Origin of the sequence: Neorhizobium tomejilense (genome assembly GCF_964254135.1) — a bacterium.
Lineage (GTDB): Bacteria > Pseudomonadota > Alphaproteobacteria > Rhizobiales > Rhizobiaceae > Neorhizobium > Neorhizobium tomejilense.
In genome coordinates this window covers 643,006-656,925 of the sequence record NZ_CAXUSO020000001.1, presented here as the reverse complement: position 1 = coordinate 656,925, position 13,920 = coordinate 643,006, and the positions used below count along the sequence as shown (strand labels likewise).

Below are 13,920 nucleotides of genomic sequence, written 5' to 3'. Positions count from 1 at the left end.
TTCGATGCGATGACCACAATAGGGTTTCTCGGCGCCGGCCGAATGGGAACGGCACTTGTTCGTACGCTCGCGAAAAACGGCCACGAGGTGCATGTCTGGAACCGCACGGCGGAAAAGGCGCAGGCGCTCGGCGCTTTTGGGGCACGACCGGAAACGACACCCGAACGGGCGGCGGCCGGAGCGGAGATCGTTTTCGTCAACCTGCTCGACTATCCCGCTTCCGATGCGCAGCTGAGGAAGCCGGATGTCACCGAGGCGCTGAAGGGCAAGCTGCTCGTGCAGCTCACCTCCGGTTCGCCGAAGACGGCGCGCGACACCGGCGCCTGGGCGGCCGAACACGGCATCGCCTATCTCGACGGGGCGATCATGGCCACGCCGAATTTCATCGGCGAACCGGAGACGCTGATCCTCTACAGCGGGTCGGGCGCCCATTACAGGCAGCACGAAAGGGTGTTTGCCGGGCTCGGCGGGAAATCCGCTTTCGTCAGCGAGGATTTCGGGGCCGCCTCCGCGCTCGACAGCGCCCTTCTCGGCCAGATGTGGGGCACGCTGTTCGGTACGCTCCAGGCGCTCGCCATCACCAAGGCCGAAAATATCGATCCCGAAATCTACGCGAACTATCTAAAGCTTTCCCAACCCGTCATCGATGGGGCGGAACAGGATCTGAGGCAGCGGGTGCGGGACGGGCGCGACCGGGGCGACGAGGAAACCCTCGCGACGATCGCAGTCCATAATGTGGCCTTCCAGCATCTCGTGGAAATCAACACGGAGCGCGGCATCAACCCGGTGATTGCGAACGCCTTCGGCAGCCTTTTCGAGGCGGCCATCCGGAACGGCCACGCCGAGGACGACTTCGCGGCGCTGGCGCGCTTCATGGAGACCAAATGACCGAGGCGGAAAACCGGCAGGGAGAGACCACCCGCACCGCCGCCTGTTCCTGCGGCAACTTCCGGCTCACCCTCGCGGGCGCGCCGGAGCGGGTCTATGCCTGCGCCTGCCTCGAATGCCAGAAGGCGACAGGATCGGCGTTTTCCTATCGGGCCCGTTATCGCAAGCAGGCTATCGTCGCCGACGGAGGCGAGCGGCGGCGCTTCCGGCGGATCACCGACGAGGGCCGGTGGATGGACCAGGTCTTCTGCCCGAATTGCGGCACGCTGGTCTACATGGAGGCGGAGGTGCTGGAGAACGGGATCGTCGTTTCGGTCGGCTGTTTCGGCGAGCCGGATTTCGCGCCGCCGGCCGCGATCTTCTGGTCGCGCCGGCGCCATGGCTGGTACGAACCGGACGCAGAAATCCGGCTCGTCGAATAGGGCTCAGTCCTTCGCGACCTCGCCTGCATATTGATCGTCCGTCACCGCCCCCAGCCATTCCGCCGTGCTGCCGTTCAGCGCTTCCTGGATGGCGATATGGGTCATGGCGGTGGTCGGGGATGCGCCGTGCCAGTGTTTTTCGCCGGGCGGGAACCAGATCACGTCGCCGGGCCGGATGGCCCGGACCGGCTCGCCCCAGACCTGGGCGAGGCCAGCGCCGGCCGTGACGAGCAGCGTCTGGCCGAGCGGGTGGGTGTGCCAGTCGGTGCGCGCACCCGGCTCGAAGGTGACCGAAAGGGCGCGGACCCGGGCCGGCTCCGGCGCCTCGACGATCGGATCCAGCCGGACGGTGCCGGTGAAATATTGGGGCGGGGCCTTCGAAGGCTGCGATCCGCTGCGCTTGATGTCCATGGTTCGATCCTCGCTGAACGACTGGTTACATTTCATATGGGTCAGGTCATATAGGTCACAACGGGCGCGGCGTGATGTCCAAAAATTCTTGACTTCGATTTTCGCACGTTTATGCCTTTCCGTCGAAGAGCGTCGGCCTTTGAGGTTCAGTTTGCCTAAGTAATCCCCGGTCTCGACAGGTTCACCCTCCCATGTGTGGAAGAGCGATGACGCTTGCCCGCGTGGGAACACTGTTCATCGGGGTGGCGGCTTGAGACCGGTTTGGCATTGATCGTGCCAGTGCGGCCTCGTGCTGCCCTGAACCGTCCGACTAAGGCCTCCGACGCTTATCTCCCACAGTCCGGACCTTCGCCACACCGTGTGCGCCCTTAAGAGGGCTTCTTCAGTGCCGTTTCCCGCATGAACTTCCTGACCGGAAGATCAAAACGGCATGTGCGACATCCTCCATCTCGAATGGACTGCAACCCCTAAAACTCCACCCCGGCCGATCCTTGCCTGCAGCGGCTGCGGGTTATCGAGACCGTTCCGCTCCAGCGGCCGCATCCGCCTCAATGCCAATGGCAAGCGGCTCGATGCCTGGCTCATCTACAGATGCATCGCCTGCGACGGCACCTGGAACCGGCCGATCTTCGAGCGGCAGACCATCCGGGCAATCGACCCTGCCATGCTCGACGCGATGCAGGCGAGCACGCCGGACTTCGTGGCCCGCATCGAATTCGACGCGCAGGCGCTGAAGGCCAAGGCCGGACGCATCGAGGAAAGCGACGACATCGAGACCCGCAAGGCGGTGCTGCGCCACGATGCGGATTGGTGGCGGATCGCGATCACGCTCGCCCTGCCCTGCCCCGCCAGCCTGCGGCTCGACCGGCTGCTTTCGGCGGAACTGCCGCTGTCGCGCAGCCGGCTGCAGGCGCTTTTCGAGACGGGCGAGATCCAGGTCGCGCCGGAGCGGAAGGATGCCTTGAAACGCGGCATCCGCGACGGCACCCTGATCACGCTCGACCTGCGCGACGAGGCCGAGCGGCTTGCGATAGGAAGGGCGGCGACGGGCGGCTGATCAGCGATAACCCGTGGCGTCAGCCGGCTTGCCGGGCTCCTGCACTTCTTTCATGTAGCGCCAGCAATCCGGCCGCGAGCCGTCGACGTCATCGAATTCATAGACCTTGGCGAGGCCGCCGCTCGACAGCGACCGGCCGTTCCAGCGCGCCCGGTCCGGATCGGCGGCAAGGGCTGTCACCGCCCGCCCGATGAAGCGCGGGGTTTCCGAAATGCAGAAATGCGGCTGGGCGACGAGCGCATCCCGCCAGTTCTCCTCGGTCACCTGATAGATATCGAGCATCATTTCGGAGCGCAGCCAGCCGGGGGTGATCGACACGGAGGTGCTGCCCACCTTTTCCAGATCCTTGCCATGCGCCCAGGCGAGCCGGGTGATCGCGGTCTTGCAAAGATCGTAGAAGGGCGAGAGGCGGTAGTGTTCGGCATTGTATTCGGCCGTGCCGTCGGTGACCTCGACCAGCAGGCCGCCCGGCTTTTCGACCATCAGCTTCAGGGCATGATGCGCGGTGATCAGGTGCGTGTCGATCGCCAGACGCAGCATACGGAGGCCCTTTTCGAGGTCGTGCTCCCAGACCGGCTTGTCCCACTCGAAAAGCCGCTCCCCGCCCCAGATGTCGTTGACAAGGATATCCAGCCGGCCCTGCTCCCCGCGGATGCGCTCGACGAGCGCTGCGACATCCTCCGAGACGAGGTGATCGAGGGGGACCGCGATGCCCGTGCCGCCGGCTTGCGTTACCAGCTCGGCGGTATCCTCGATCGTCTCCGGCCGCCGGTATTCCGACTGCTTCTGCCGCGTCGTTCGGCCGGTGACATAAACGGTGGCGCCGGCCGCCCCGAGCTCGACCGCGATACCCCGCCCGGCACCCCGCGTGGCGCCTGCCACCAGCGCGATTTTTCCCTCGATCGGCTTTTTGTACACGTGCGACATGACTGCTCCTTCCCTTCCGGTTCCGTATGGTTAGAACTGGCGCTTCAAATCAAGGCAATATATAAACGTTTATTCGTTTATAATTCGAGAGGCAAGATGGCACGACCAAAAACCATGCCGGACAGGGACGTCCTGGCGGCGGCACTGAAGGTGATGCACGAAAAAGGCCCGGAGGCGCTGACCTTCGCCTCGCTCGCCACCGCGTGCGGGCTTTCCGGCTCGACGCTGGTGCAGCGCTTCAGGAACAAGGAAGAACTTGCCCGTGCCGCGCTGCTGTTTGCCTGGGACGATCTGGATGCCAAGACGGAAGCGGCGATCGCCGCCGCGCCGAAGACACCTCAAGGTGCCGTGGACATTCTCGTCGCGCTTTCCGGAGACTATGGCGGCATCGAAGCCTATGCCGAAGGCCTGCTGATGCTGCGGGAGGATTTTCGCGATCCGCGCCTGCGCGCCCGCGGCAGCGCCTGGGGCGAGGTTATCTCCACCGCGATCACCGCCTGTTTTGCATCGACACCCGGTAGGCCGGACAATATCGGCATGCTGATGGCCTCGCAGTGGCAGGGTTGTCTTCTCTGGTGGGGGTTCAATCCCGCGGGGCCGATCGACGCGCATGTGCGCCGGAGCCTGGAAGCGTTTGTCGCAGCGGTGCTGCCCGGACAATAGAAAAGGCCCGGGATCTTCCGGGCCTTTCGTTTACCTTCCGGCTCAGGCTGTCGGTTCAGGCGATCTTGCCGCTGCGCCGCGGGCGAAGAATGGCAGCCAGCCTGCGGCAGGCTATCAATAGCATTTCCGTCTTCAGCGACACGATCGCGACACCGGCAAGCACGATCGCGGTGGCGATGACCTCTCCCAGGCTGACGGGTTCACCCAGCAGGACAAAACCGAGGATAATCGTCCAGGGCGGCAGGAAATAACCGTTCATCGAACCGATGGTCGGACCCGCCTTCTTGAGGATGTTCATGTAGATAACGATCGGCAGGGCCGTTCCGAACACGCCGAGGACGAGAAGCAGCGGCAGGTTGTCGAGCGCCGGAGCAAAGGCCGAAAGACCGCCGAGATAGATCATCATCGCGAAGGTCGGCAGGCCGGAAAACAGCTGCTGTCCCAGCGCCAGCCGGACCGGCTGAGCACCTGGAATGCCGCGCACATAAAGATTGCCGAGCGCATAGCTGACCGCCACGATAGCCACGGCGCCGACGCCGCGAAGGCTGACATTGTCGGCACCGAGCGCCGCCGGGCCGATCAGCAGGACCATGCCGCCGAAGCCGGTTGCAAGCCCGAGCGCCACTTTCGGCGTCAGCCGCTCGCTCGCAAACAGCGCCTGCGCCAGAACCGCGACGACGAGCGGCGTGGAGGCCTGGATCATCGATGTCAGGCCCGCCGAAATTTCCGTCAGCGCATAGGCCGTCAGGCTGTTCGGCACGACGCCCTGCAAAAAGCCGAGGACGACCCAGTCGCGCATTTCGCGTCCACGCGGGAGAATGTTGTGACCGGAGACGATCATCCAGATGGCGATCAGGCTGCCGCCCATCAGCCCCCTCACCGCCGTCAGGGCGAGCGGAGAGAGCGCGGTGCCGGCCAGCTTCAGGAGAATGAAAGCGCCTCCCCACAGGAAGGAACAGGCAAGCATCTGCACGATCAGCGGAATTTCAAAGGACTTCCTTGCGGCGATCGAAGGCATGGTCGGCTCCTTACCGATTTATCTTCATATGAAGATATTTGCTCCCAATTTATCTTCATGTCAAGATAGTTTTATCGAGACGGAGAATCGGAATGGCGCAGACGCAAAAAACGCAGGATCACATCGACCGGGCGCGGGCCCAGTGGGCCAAGCAATTGCCGGATCTCGACACGGGTCCGATGGAGATTCTCGGCCGCATCTACCGCCTGTCGCGGCTGGTCACGCCATCGATCGAGGCGACATTCGCATCGTTCCAGCTCGATCGCGGGGAATTCGATGTCGTGGGCACGCTGCTGCGCTCCGGGCCGCCCCATCGGCTGACGCCGACGGAACTCTACCGGTCGCTGATGATCGCCTCTGGCAGCCTCACCCACCGTCTGGGCCGGCTGGAAAAGGCCGGCCTGATCAAGCGCGTCCCGTCCGACAGCGACGGCCGCAGCCTTTCCGTACAGTTGACCGACAAGGGCATCGGCAGAGCGGAGGCCGCGTTCCGGCAGGACATGGCGAGTGAGGCGGCGGCGATCGCGGGCTTCGATCCGGAGAAGAAGGCACAGCTTGCGGACCTGCTGCGGGAACTGAACCTTGCCGTCGAGGCCCATCTTTCACAGCCGGGACCGCCAGAACCGACGGGGGATTGACGCAAGGCGGGCTCACACGGAAACGAGCTTTTGACGTGGCGGCAAGGTCATGGCGGCAACGCCTGCGACGACGCAGACGAGGCCGGCCCATGCGCCCGGATGCAGGCTTTCGCCGAGGAAAACGACGCCGATCGCCACCCCGACGGGCACCCGCAGATAGGCCTGCGACGTCGCGCCGACCGAGCCGAGCGTCTGCATCAGCCTGAAATAGATGACGAAGGCGAGCGCCGTCGAAAACACCGAGAGCGCCACCAGCGCGAGGATCGATTCCATAGAGGGCTCAAGCGTCCAGGGCTTGTCGACGATCAGGCTTGCCGGGACCAGCAGCGCGGCGCCGCAGACGAGCGAGCCCGCCGCCGGCATGATCGGGTCGAGACCCTTGAAGTTCTTGCCGAAGATCGCCGCGCCGGCATAACACACCGTCGCCAGCACGATCGCCAGCTGCGGCACCAGTCTCTCGCCGAGGCCCGACAGCGCTTCGACGCCGATCACCATGCAGATGCCGACCAGCCCCGCGCCGACGCCGAACAGTTTTCGCACCGTCACCGGCTCGTGGCGGGTGATCAATGCCGTAATCAGGAAGGCGAAGATCGGCGTGGTGGAATTGAGGATCGCCGCAAGCCCGGCATCGGTCGACTGTTCCGCCCAGGCGATCAGCGTGAAGGGAATGGCGCTGTTCAGGCAGGCCTGGAACAGGAAGCGCGCCCAGGTGCCGCCGTCACGCGGCAGCTTCAGGCCGCGCCAGCGGATGACGGCGAGCAGCACCGCTCCGGCGATCAGCGTCCGCAGCGCGATCAGCGTCACCGGCGGGATGGTCCCGACGCCGATCTTGATGAACGTGTAGGAAGCGCCCCAGAGCGTGGAGAGCGCCAGAAGCAGCGCCAGTTCCCTGGTCATATTCGGTGTGTTCGGCATGATCTCGCCTGGCCTGTTCGCATTTCGATGCGGGTGTTCTAGGTCAGGACGACGGGCGGATGCTTCGGTGCTGATCGAAGTGTCCGACACTGCGCCGCTCGAACGGCAGCGGCTGAGCGCACTTGCGGGCGGGCACCGCCTGTTGCAATGATGCGGGCTCACTCAAGGAACACGATATGCCCTCGACCGAGCTGTTTCTCGCCTTCCTCGCCACCACCGTGGTGTTCGCCTACATACCCGGGCCGGCCATGATTTATGCCGCGGCCCAGACGCTGGCGCGCGGGCGGTGGTCGGGCCTGATGGCCTCGCTCGGCATCCATATCGGCGGTTACGCGCATGTGTTCGCCGCAGCCGCCGGGCTTTCGGTGCTGTTCCATGCGGTGCCTATGCTCTACCTGGCGGTGAAGCTGGCCGGCGCGGCCTATCTGGTCTGGCTCGGCATCTCGCTGTTCCGCGCCAAGGCGGCCGGCGATCTCGAACTTCCGGAGATTGCCCAGAAATCCGGCCGGCGGGCGTTTTTCGAAAGCATCACGGTGGAAGTTCTCAATCCAAAGACGGCGATCTTCTTCCTCGCCTTCCTGCCGCAGTTCATCGACGCCTCGGCCGCCTTCCCCATCTGGCTGCAGTTCGTGATCCTCGGCACGATCGTCAACCTGATGTTCTCGTCTGCCGATATCGTCTGCGTGTTCCTCGCCGGCGCTGTGATCACCCGGCTGAAACGCTCGAGCGGGGCGCAGCGGCTGATGCAGCGGGCCGGAGGCGCGCTGCTTGTCGGGCTGGGGGCGCATCTGGCGCTGCAGCGAAGCTGAGGATCATTCGTCGGGGAAGAGAATGGCTTCGTAGTCCCGGGCACCGTTCAGCACATGCAGCATTTCAATCCGCTTGTCGCCGACCCGGTAGAAGATGAGATAATTTTTATAGGGCATGCGCCGGATACCGGTGCTCTCGTAGCGAGCAATCAACGGAAACCTCAAAGGCATTTCGGAGAGCTTATTGCTGCGTTCGACAATTTCGCGAACAAAGCTGATGGCGCGTCGAGGATTGTCCTCTGCGACATAAGCCCAGATACGGTCAAGATCCGCGCGAAACCTCGCCGAAAAAACGACGATCACGCGCCCGTGTCTTCCATCATTTTTGTATACTTGGCCTCGAAGTAAGCGAGCATTTCGTCACCGGACATCACTCGACCGGCATCCGCATCGGCAATGCTTTCCGCCAACGCTGCATCCAGTGCCGCAAGCCGCTTCTCGCGCTCTTCGACCAGTCGCACGCCTTCCCGAAGGACTTCGCTACGGGAATTGTAGCGTCCGGATTTCACCAGTTCGTCGACGTAGCTTTCGAGATGCTGTCCGAGATTTGCACTACTGGCCATAGTCTTTCTCCGTTCACAGGAAAATACCAAAACCAATAACTATTATCAACGTCACCCCGGAACCTTCAGCTCCATGCAGGTCAGATCCAGCCAGCGGCCGAATTTGGTGCCGACTTCGGAAAACGTGCCGGCGGTGCGGAAGCCGAGTTTTTCGTGCAGGCCGATCGAGGCGGTGTTTCCGGCCTCGATGCAGGCGACCATGACGTGGATGCCGTTCTCGGCGGCGCGGGCGATCAGGTCCCGCATCAGCAGCCGGCCGATGCCGGCGCCGCGGAAATCGCGGTGGACATAGACGGAATGCTCCACCGTGTGGCGGAACCCGTCGAAGGCGCGCCAGTCGCCGTAGGAAGCGTAACCGGCGACCTTGCCGTTCACGTCCGCGACCAGAACCGGAAAACCTCGGGCCTTGCGGGCAGAGAACCATTCCTTGCGGTTCTCAAGGTCAACCAGCACGTCGTTCCAGATCGCCGTCGTGTTGGCGACGGCGTCGTTGTAGATCTCCATGACGGTCGGGAGATCGGCTTCGGTGGCGTCGCGTACAAGGGGTTCGGTCATTAGGTTTTGTCCATCATGATACTCGCTTGTCCATTATATCAGACGATCGAATGACGAGTCCAGATTTGCTGGTCTGCTCTTTGGATAACTTCATTGGAATCGATGCGGGAGGGGCAAGCGCGGTATCTGCTGATGGTCCTGGCTTGCCGACGGAATGCGGGAGTAGCGAGCCTGAAGCCGGTCGCCTACCCGCGATAAACCGAACCTCGGATCAAAAACCGCCGGAGAGGCTGAAGCAGGTCATCACCGCGCCGTAGTGGACGGCGGCGGCGGCGACGACGAACCCGTGCCAGATGGCGTTCTGGAACCGCAGCCGCTCCCAGACGTGGAAGATCACCCCAAGCGAATAGATGAAGCCGCCGATGACGATCAGCCAGACGGTGACGGCCGGCAGATATTGCGAGATCGGCCCGGCCACCATCACGCCGCTCCAGCCCATCGCGAGGTAGAGCAGGATCGTCAGCTTGTCGAAACGGCCGGGAAACAGGCATTTCAGCGTGATGCCGAAAATGGCGGTCGCCCAGATCGCCAGAAGCATGGCGAATATCCAGGGGTCGTGCGCGCCGCGTTGCAGAAACGGCGTATAGGTGGCGGCGATCAGGATGAAGATCGCCGAATGGTCGAGCCGCCGCAGCACCCATTTGGTGCGCGAGTGAGGCCAGATATTGTAGGTGAAAGAGATCGACAGGCAGATGATCAGGCCGAGGCCATAGATCCAGGCGGCGGCGATTTCGCCATGACTCGACCAGACGGTCGCGTAGAAGATCAAGGCGGTGGCGCCGACCAGCGCGAACACGATACCGACGCCGTGGATGATGCCATCCGCGACGATCTCGTGAAAATCGTATTTCCGCCCGAAATTGAAAAACTCGTTCATCCGACCTTCCGCCTGCATGGATCTAAGAATGAGCATGACCAGGGAGGAAGGCAAGAGAGGGAGGATTCACATTCCATTTCCCGCGTTAAAGTTCGGCCGGCACCTCGGCGGCGCAGGTCTGGCAAAGGGGCGTGTGCGGCACTGCATCGAGGCGCTTCTCGGCGATCGGCTGGCCGCATCTGGCGCAGATGCCGAACGTGCCGGCGGCGATGCGGTGAAGTGCCGCATCGATGGCCGCAAGCTCCCGTTCGCCGGTTTCGCCGAGCTCTTCCAGCACCTCGTCATTGTTGCGTTCGACGGCACGGTCGTCGTCGTCAGGGTTGCGGGGCGTGACGAAATCCTGTTCGATGCGGTTCAGGCGGCTTTCCAGCTCCGCCTTTCTCGCCCTCAGAACACTGCCATATCTTGTCGTATCCATGGGTCCGTTCCTTCTCAGCGGTCGACGAGGACCGAGCACGTGGCGTGGCGCACGACGCGGTCGGCGGTGGCACCGATCAGATAGTTCGAGAGGTCCGGGATATGCGAGGCGACGATGATCAGGTCGGCATCCTGATCCACCGAAGCGGCCAGGATTTCGCGCGCCGGCGCGCCCTGGCGGATCTCGATATCGGCTTCGATGCCGGCTTTCCGGCGAAGCTCGACGAGTTGCCGTTCGGCATCCTGACGGGCTGCGACGGTCAGATCGACGGTCAACTCGGAGACGAGATAAGCGGGCATGTCCTCGACCACGTTGACGATCAGGATCGTGCCGTCCTTGTCGAGCAGGTTCGCGGCGGTAAGTAGGATGCGCTCGCCCTTTTCCAGAGCGGAGACATCCACTGCGACGATAATCTTTTTGTACATGCGATCTTCCTTCACGTCTTTCGGCCTATCGTAGCGTCGCCTGCCCAAAGCCGCCTTGATCAGGGTCAAACACCCCTGATCGTCTACAATTTGGAGACGATCAATCGCCAGTTTGCGCTCTTTCGTGAACGATGAGCATGGGCCATATAGGTTGCAACAGGGCGTTCACCCGCCCGATGTCAGAGAGGATTTCGATATGTCCGATGTCACGCAGCCCTTTGCCCTGACCCGTCCCGCCCATGTCCGCGGCGCGCATCTGGTCGTCAGCGACCTGGCCCTGGTTTCCGGTTTCTACCAGGATATTATCGGCCTGAAGGTCATCGAGAAGAGCCCGAGCGGCGAGGTTCTGGGCGTCGGCGGCCAACCGCTCCTGACACTTTCGACCGGCAAAAACGTCGCCCGCGCGCCGCGCAATGCAGCCGGCCTGTTCCACACCGCTTTCTTGGTGCCGAACCGGCAGGAGCTTGCTCACTGGCTGGCCCATTCCGCCCATAACAATATCCGGCTGGAGGGCGCTTCCGACCACCTCGTCAGCGAAGCGATCTATCTGTCCGACCCCGAGGGCAACGGTATCGAGATCTACCGCGACCGAACCCCGCAGGAATGGGCCTATCAGCCGGACGGCACGATCGCCATGGCGACCGAGCGCCTGAACCTCCAGGAACTCTACAACAGCGCTCCGAAGCACGCCTTTGACGGCATGGCGGATGGCACCGCCGTCGGCCACATCCATCTGCAGGTCGGCGATATTCCGCAGGCAGATGCGTTTTATCGGGACGTGCTGGGCCTGAAGATCATGGCGCGGTATCCGGGCGCCAGCTTCTTTGCAACCGGCGACTACCACCACCATATCGCCGCCAATATCTGGAACAGCCGCGGCGCCCAGGCCCGCGAAGGCAATATGACCGGGCTCTCGGACTACACCGTCCGGTTCAACGACAAGTCGGCGCTCGACAGGGCGCTGACGGCGCTCGATGCCCAGGAGATCGCCGCGACCAAAACCGCCGACGGCTGGTCGCTGAAGGACCCTTGGGGCATCGGCCTGACGCTCGCCGCCTGAGCGCAGCCAACCCCGTTTGCGGACAAGCGGCGTTCCGGAACCGGAGCGCCGCTTTCGCGTTGAGAGCGATCACGGGGACCTCTGGACATGACAATCATGAGTGCGCGCGGCAATGGCAAGCTGAAGAAACACCTGACGGACATGTCGGCGCAACGCAAGGAGGCGGCCCTACACCCGGAAGATATCGAGGCCGCCGAGAACCTGCCGCTCGGCCGCGAGGCGCTCGACGTGGCGATGGCCTGGGCGGTGATCGGCATTTTCGCGATCGTGTTCTTCTCGCTCGTCCATTACATGTCGCTGATCCTGATCCCCGTGACGCTCGCCATCGTCGTCGGCCTGATCCTCGGGCTGGTCGCAGATCGCCTCGGCAAGGCAGGCGTGCCCCGTTTCGGCATTGCCTTCATCCTATCGACGCTGGTCTTCGCGGCCTTGTTCCTGATCATCAATTCGCTCGCCGAACCTGTCGCGACGCTGATCCAGGAAGGCCCCAGTTTCATCGAGCGGACCATCAACCGCATCAAGCCGTTCCTCGAAAGCCAGCATTGGATCAACGTCTCGCCTGCGACATTCGAGACGGGGCCGATGTCGATGCAGTCGCTGATCGAGAATTCCGGAAACATCCTCGGCATCGTCACCGCCAACCTGACCCCGGCAATCATCCAGGGGATGATCTTCTTTGCGGCCCTGCTGCTCTTCCTCTACGGCCGGGTGCGGCTGCGGCGCACCATCATTCTCGCCTTTCCGACACGCCGCCAGCGGCTGATGGCGATCCGGGTGCTCAACTCGATCGACCAGGTGCTCGGTTATTATTTCGCGACCGCCAGCCTTCTCTATCTGGGGCTCGGGGTCGTGATGGCGCTGATCGCCTATTTCGGCGGGCTTTCCATGCCGGTCCTGTGGGGCCTGTTCGCCTTCGTCTCGAGCTTCATCCCGTTCCTCGGCATCACCCTGATGACCGTTTCGGTGGCGATCGCCGGCATTCTTACCCACGACGCCCTGTTCCTCGGCCTGATCCCGGCGATCATCTTCTTCACCATCCACCTTGCGATGGAGAACCTGCTCTTCCCGGCGATCATGGGCCGGCAATGGGAGATCAATCCCTTCATCGTCTTCATCGCCATCCTGTTCTGGACCTGGATGTGGGGCGCCGTCGGAGCGATGCTCGCCCTGCCGCTTTCGCTGATCATGATGACGGTGCTGACCGAACTTTTCCCCGACCGGAAAACCGTGCCGCACCTGCCAGGATGACCTCACTCGTAGAGGTAATATTTTTCCCACTCCTCGCGCGGGACCTTCGAGCCGATCTTGTAGTCGAAGGACATCACTTTCAGGCCTTCGTCGCCGGTCTCGCATTTGTATTTGAGCCGGTACCAGTCGCCGGCGCTGCGAAAAACGGCACCCGGTGCACGGATGGCATTGCCGGCCTCGATCGGATCGCCAAACGTGTAGGCAATCACCTTGTCCGGTTTGAACTCGCCCTTGTTGTCCTGCTTGATGCGATCCATCGCCTCGATATCGCAGCGCTGTTCGCGTCGCTCGTCCGGGGCGAGCGCATCGAGCTGTCGGACGATGCGGGCATCGAGCGCATGCGCCGGCAGCGCGAAAAGAAGGGTCAGTGCGGCGAGTGACCAGGTTTTTATCATGTCATTTCCTATCCAATATGACTCGGACGGGCGGAAACTATGAGACGGTTACGCGATTGACCACCTACCAGAACGGGAAATAGGATGATGTGATTGAGGGGTAAACAATGACCAAACTGCCCTACCCGGTTCTCGTCTCGCCGCTCCTTCCAGAAGATGGCGGCGGTTTCCTGGCGACCGTTCCCGGTCTTCCTGGCTGTATGAGCGACGGCGAGACGCCGCAGGAAGCCATTTCCAACGTAGGTGACGCGATAGCAAGCTGGATCGAGGCAGCGCAGGATATGGGGCGCGACATTCCACCGCCCTCGACAGTGGCCACACTCGGTTAAACCTCATCATGAGCGAAGAAATCCGGCTGTCTTCGGACGCGAAAAAGGAACAGATCAAATTGCGCGCTACATTCCTGAACAATATCGGGATCGGGGCCATTCTGATCGGCGTATTCACGCCGGTTACGCGCGTTACTCTAGAATTGCCGGTGGCCAAGCTCGATGTTCTCTGGATCTCCGTCTGGATGATGATTTGCTTTGCGATCGGGCTCGGCTTACATTCACTGGCGACACGATTGCTGAACGGGCTGGATAGATGACCGCAATTGATATCTTCCTCCTCTTCCTTCCTCTTGCCGGAT

Annotated in this window: 21 protein-coding genes; 10 read left to right on the top strand and 11 right to left on the bottom strand. The window is 62.6% G+C overall.

Annotation, left to right across the window (positions count from 1 at the left end):
• The first annotated feature begins 9 nt into the window (after positions 1-9).
• Positions 10-888 (top strand): NAD(P)-dependent oxidoreductase, encoded by an 879-nt coding sequence (locus tag ACSQ3G_RS03390; RefSeq protein WP_436109050.1) that lies wholly within the window; start codon positions 10-12, stop codon positions 886-888.
• Positions 885-1,310 carry a GFA family protein gene (locus ACSQ3G_RS03385; protein WP_105405100.1) on the top strand — a complete coding sequence of 142 codons (426 nt, stop codon included), beginning with the start codon at positions 885-887 and terminating at the stop codon, positions 1,308-1,310. Before ACSQ3G_RS03390 ends, ACSQ3G_RS03385 begins: the two co-directional genes overlap by 4 nt.
• Before the next feature lie 3 nt (positions 1,311-1,313).
• On the opposite strand, the gene ACSQ3G_RS03380 is transcribed toward ACSQ3G_RS03385, so the two are convergent.
• The gene (locus ACSQ3G_RS03380; RefSeq protein ID WP_038584852.1) at positions 1,314-1,721 is read right to left on the bottom strand and encodes a (R)-mandelonitrile lyase; all 408 of its coding nucleotides are present in this window, start codon (positions 1,719-1,721) and stop codon (positions 1,314-1,316) included.
• 430 nt (positions 1,722-2,151) lie between these two features.
• On the opposite strand from ACSQ3G_RS03380, the gene ACSQ3G_RS03375 reads away from it, so the two are divergent.
• Positions 2,152-2,778, top strand: coding sequence for a DUF1062 domain-containing protein (locus ACSQ3G_RS03375; RefSeq protein WP_436109049.1), 627 nt, complete (start codon positions 2,152-2,154; stop codon positions 2,776-2,778).
• On the opposite strand, the gene ACSQ3G_RS03370 is transcribed toward ACSQ3G_RS03375, so the two are convergent.
• Positions 2,779-3,705, bottom strand: coding sequence for an SDR family oxidoreductase (locus tag ACSQ3G_RS03370; RefSeq protein ID WP_436109048.1), 927 nt, complete (start codon positions 3,703-3,705; stop codon positions 2,779-2,781).
• A gap of 96 nt (positions 3,706-3,801) precedes the next feature.
• On the opposite strand from ACSQ3G_RS03370, the gene ACSQ3G_RS03365 reads away from it, so the two are divergent.
• The gene (locus ACSQ3G_RS03365; RefSeq protein ID WP_436109047.1) at positions 3,802-4,368 is read left to right on the top strand and encodes a TetR/AcrR family transcriptional regulator; all 567 of its coding nucleotides are present in this window, start codon (positions 3,802-3,804) and stop codon (positions 4,366-4,368) included.
• A gap of 55 nt (positions 4,369-4,423) precedes the next feature.
• Here the strand turns inward: ACSQ3G_RS03365 and ACSQ3G_RS03360 are convergent, their stop codons facing one another.
• Positions 4,424-5,386 (bottom strand): DMT family transporter, encoded by a 963-nt coding sequence (locus ACSQ3G_RS03360; RefSeq protein WP_436109046.1) that lies wholly within the window; start codon positions 5,384-5,386, stop codon positions 4,424-4,426.
• Positions 5,387-5,478: 92 nt separating this feature from the next.
• Here ACSQ3G_RS03360 and ACSQ3G_RS03355 point away from each other — a divergent pair, with 92 nt between their 5' ends.
• Positions 5,479-6,024, top strand: a complete 546-nt coding sequence (locus ACSQ3G_RS03355; RefSeq protein ID WP_436109045.1) for a MarR family winged helix-turn-helix transcriptional regulator — start codon at positions 5,479-5,481, stop codon at positions 6,022-6,024.
• 12 nt (positions 6,025-6,036) lie between these two features.
• Here ACSQ3G_RS03355 and ACSQ3G_RS03350 read toward each other — a convergent pair whose 3' ends face one another.
• Positions 6,037-6,939, bottom strand: a complete 903-nt coding sequence (locus tag ACSQ3G_RS03350; RefSeq protein ID WP_436109044.1) for a DMT family transporter — start codon at positions 6,937-6,939, stop codon at positions 6,037-6,039.
• Positions 6,940-7,115: 176 nt separating this feature from the next.
• On the opposite strand from ACSQ3G_RS03350, the gene ACSQ3G_RS03345 reads away from it, so the two are divergent.
• Positions 7,116-7,748, top strand: a complete 633-nt coding sequence (locus ACSQ3G_RS03345) for a LysE family translocator (RefSeq protein WP_105405107.1) — start codon at positions 7,116-7,118, stop codon at positions 7,746-7,748.
• Positions 7,749-7,751: 3 nt separating this feature from the next.
• Here the strand turns inward: ACSQ3G_RS03345 and ACSQ3G_RS03340 are convergent, their stop codons facing one another.
• From ACSQ3G_RS03340 to ACSQ3G_RS03315, 6 genes are all read right to left on the bottom strand, one after another.
• Entirely contained in the window at positions 7,752-8,051 is a 300-nt protein-coding gene (locus ACSQ3G_RS03340) for a type II toxin-antitoxin system RelE/ParE family toxin (RefSeq protein WP_436109043.1), read from the bottom strand.
• Positions 8,048-8,311, bottom strand: a complete 264-nt coding sequence (locus ACSQ3G_RS03335; protein WP_436109042.1) for a type II toxin-antitoxin system ParD family antitoxin — start codon at positions 8,309-8,311, stop codon at positions 8,048-8,050. Before ACSQ3G_RS03335 ends, ACSQ3G_RS03340 begins: the two co-directional genes overlap by 4 nt.
• Before the next feature lie 51 nt (positions 8,312-8,362).
• Positions 8,363-8,866, bottom strand: a complete 504-nt coding sequence (locus ACSQ3G_RS03330) for a GNAT family N-acetyltransferase (protein ID WP_436109041.1) — start codon at positions 8,864-8,866, stop codon at positions 8,363-8,365.
• 211 nt (positions 8,867-9,077) lie between these two features.
• Entirely contained in the window at positions 9,078-9,743 is a 666-nt protein-coding gene (gene trhA, locus ACSQ3G_RS03325) for a PAQR family membrane homeostasis protein TrhA (RefSeq protein WP_038584820.1), read from the bottom strand.
• An 85-nt stretch (positions 9,744-9,828) separates the two neighbouring features.
• On the bottom strand, positions 9,829-10,161 hold the full coding sequence (locus tag ACSQ3G_RS03320; protein ID WP_105405111.1) for a TraR/DksA family transcriptional regulator: 333 nt from the start codon (positions 10,159-10,161) through the stop codon (positions 9,829-9,831).
• A 14-nt stretch (positions 10,162-10,175) separates the two neighbouring features.
• On the bottom strand, positions 10,176-10,586 hold the full coding sequence (locus tag ACSQ3G_RS03315) for a universal stress protein (protein ID WP_436109040.1): 411 nt from the start codon (positions 10,584-10,586) through the stop codon (positions 10,176-10,178).
• 196 nt (positions 10,587-10,782) lie between these two features.
• On the opposite strand from ACSQ3G_RS03315, the gene ACSQ3G_RS03310 reads away from it, so the two are divergent.
• Both ACSQ3G_RS03310 and ACSQ3G_RS03305 read left to right on the top strand, forming a co-directional pair.
• Positions 10,783-11,646 carry a VOC family protein gene (locus ACSQ3G_RS03310; protein WP_436109039.1) on the top strand — a complete coding sequence of 288 codons (864 nt, stop codon included), beginning with the start codon at positions 10,783-10,785 and terminating at the stop codon, positions 11,644-11,646.
• An 87-nt stretch (positions 11,647-11,733) separates the two neighbouring features.
• Positions 11,734-12,894, top strand: coding sequence for an AI-2E family transporter (locus tag ACSQ3G_RS03305; RefSeq protein ID WP_436109038.1), 1,161 nt, complete (start codon positions 11,734-11,736; stop codon positions 12,892-12,894).
• Positions 12,895-12,896: 2 nt separating this feature from the next.
• On the opposite strand, the gene ACSQ3G_RS03300 is transcribed toward ACSQ3G_RS03305, so the two are convergent.
• Positions 12,897-13,289: a DUF930 domain-containing protein gene (locus ACSQ3G_RS03300; RefSeq protein ID WP_436109037.1), complete on the bottom strand. Its 393-nt coding sequence runs from the start codon at positions 13,287-13,289 to the stop codon at positions 12,897-12,899.
• Between the two features lie 107 nt (positions 13,290-13,396).
• Between ACSQ3G_RS03300 and ACSQ3G_RS03295 the strand changes: the two genes are divergently transcribed.
• Both ACSQ3G_RS03295 and ACSQ3G_RS03290 read left to right on the top strand, forming a co-directional pair.
• Positions 13,397-13,618 (top strand): type II toxin-antitoxin system HicB family antitoxin, encoded by a 222-nt coding sequence (locus ACSQ3G_RS03295; protein ID WP_436109036.1) that lies wholly within the window; start codon positions 13,397-13,399, stop codon positions 13,616-13,618.
• Positions 13,619-13,626: 8 nt separating this feature from the next.
• Complete coding sequence (locus tag ACSQ3G_RS03290; RefSeq protein WP_436109035.1) at positions 13,627-13,878, top strand: hypothetical protein; 252 nt, start codon at positions 13,627-13,629, stop codon at positions 13,876-13,878.
• Positions 13,879-13,920 lie beyond the last annotated feature (42 nt).

What these genes read in the sequence shown, in the direction of transcription:
- ACSQ3G_RS03305 (WP_436109038.1), top strand. Translation starts at nt 11,734, where the DNA reads ATGACAATCATGAGTGCGCGCGGCAATGGCAAGCTGAAGAAACACCTG.
- ACSQ3G_RS03375 (WP_436109049.1), top strand. Translation starts at nt 2,152, where the DNA reads ATGTGCGACATCCTCCATCTCGAATGGACTGCAACCCCTAAAACTCCA.
- trhA (WP_038584820.1), bottom strand. Translation starts at nt 9,743, where the DNA reads ATGAACGAGTTTTTCAATTTCGGGCGGAAATACGATTTTCACGAGATC.
- ACSQ3G_RS03350 (WP_436109044.1), bottom strand. Translation starts at nt 6,939, where the DNA reads ATGCCGAACACACCGAATATGACCAGGGAACTGGCGCTGCTTCTGGCG.
- ACSQ3G_RS03335 (WP_436109042.1), bottom strand. Translation starts at nt 8,311, where the DNA reads ATGGCCAGTAGTGCAAATCTCGGACAGCATCTCGAAAGCTACGTCGAC.
- ACSQ3G_RS03330 (WP_436109041.1), bottom strand. Translation starts at nt 8,866, where the DNA reads ATGACCGAACCCCTTGTACGCGACGCCACCGAAGCCGATCTCCCGACC.
- ACSQ3G_RS03355 (WP_436109045.1), top strand. Translation starts at nt 5,479, where the DNA reads ATGGCGCAGACGCAAAAAACGCAGGATCACATCGACCGGGCGCGGGCC.
- ACSQ3G_RS03380 (WP_038584852.1), bottom strand. Translation starts at nt 1,721, where the DNA reads ATGGACATCAAGCGCAGCGGATCGCAGCCTTCGAAGGCCCCGCCCCAA.
- ACSQ3G_RS03385 (WP_105405100.1), top strand. Translation starts at nt 885, where the DNA reads ATGACCGAGGCGGAAAACCGGCAGGGAGAGACCACCCGCACCGCCGCC.
- ACSQ3G_RS03315 (WP_436109040.1), bottom strand. Translation starts at nt 10,586, where the DNA reads ATGTACAAAAAGATTATCGTCGCAGTGGATGTCTCCGCTCTGGAAAAG.
- ACSQ3G_RS03290 (WP_436109035.1), top strand. Translation starts at nt 13,627, where the DNA reads ATGAGCGAAGAAATCCGGCTGTCTTCGGACGCGAAAAAGGAACAGATC.
- ACSQ3G_RS03390 (WP_436109050.1), top strand. Translation starts at nt 10, where the DNA reads ATGACCACAATAGGGTTTCTCGGCGCCGGCCGAATGGGAACGGCACTT.
- ACSQ3G_RS03295 (WP_436109036.1), top strand. Translation starts at nt 13,397, where the DNA reads ATGACCAAACTGCCCTACCCGGTTCTCGTCTCGCCGCTCCTTCCAGAA.
- ACSQ3G_RS03370 (WP_436109048.1), bottom strand. Translation starts at nt 3,705, where the DNA reads ATGTCGCACGTGTACAAAAAGCCGATCGAGGGAAAAATCGCGCTGGTG.
- ACSQ3G_RS03320 (WP_105405111.1), bottom strand. Translation starts at nt 10,161, where the DNA reads ATGGATACGACAAGATATGGCAGTGTTCTGAGGGCGAGAAAGGCGGAG.
- ACSQ3G_RS03310 (WP_436109039.1), top strand. Translation starts at nt 10,783, where the DNA reads ATGTCCGATGTCACGCAGCCCTTTGCCCTGACCCGTCCCGCCCATGTC.
- ACSQ3G_RS03360 (WP_436109046.1), bottom strand. Translation starts at nt 5,386, where the DNA reads ATGCCTTCGATCGCCGCAAGGAAGTCCTTTGAAATTCCGCTGATCGTG.
- ACSQ3G_RS03345 (WP_105405107.1), top strand. Translation starts at nt 7,116, where the DNA reads ATGCCCTCGACCGAGCTGTTTCTCGCCTTCCTCGCCACCACCGTGGTG.
- ACSQ3G_RS03365 (WP_436109047.1), top strand. Translation starts at nt 3,802, where the DNA reads ATGGCACGACCAAAAACCATGCCGGACAGGGACGTCCTGGCGGCGGCA.
- ACSQ3G_RS03300 (WP_436109037.1), bottom strand. Translation starts at nt 13,289, where the DNA reads ATGATAAAAACCTGGTCACTCGCCGCACTGACCCTTCTTTTCGCGCTG.